The 445-nt window shown below is 75.5% G+C and carries 1 pseudogene; it reads right to left on the bottom strand.

The annotated features are described in order from the left end of the window. Positions 1 to 445, bottom strand: a pseudogene (locus tag G3I71_RS47630) (hypothetical protein); the annotation flags it as partial.

Genomic DNA, 445 nt, shown 5'->3' with positions numbered 1-445 from the left:
TTGTTCGGCGCTGCTGCCTCCCGGAGTCTCATGCCCCCCGCCACCACCCGGACCATTGCCGTGATCGCCACCGCCGGGGCCGTCGTGGCCACCCCCCGTTGCGGGGCCGTCGTGGCCACCGCCGGACGGGGTGTCCGAGTGCCCGCCCCCCGTGGACGGGCCGTCGCCGTGGCCGGCGCCGCCCGTGGGGGTGGTGTCGGTGCGGCCGCCCGTCGGGGTGGTGGGGTCGGTGTGGCTGTTGTGGGCCGTGTTGTCCGCGACGCCTCCCGGGGTGTGGGTCGCGACGCCGCCCGGGGGGTGGGCGCCCACGCCGACCGGGGTCTCCTGGCGGACCGGGACCTCCGCCAGCTGGTGGTCGGAGCCCTTCGGGACCGAGGTGAGGTCCTGCTTCGGGACGCCCTTGTGGTCCAGGAGTTGGTGAGTGGTCTTGTCGTAGTACTGCGGG

This window comes from Streptomyces sp. SID12501 (assembly GCF_010550245.1).
Lineage (GTDB): Bacteria > Actinomycetota > Actinomycetes > Streptomycetales > Streptomycetaceae > Streptomyces.
The sequence above is the reverse complement of the archived record's forward strand: the minus strand, read 5'-3'. Positions and strand labels throughout refer to the sequence as shown.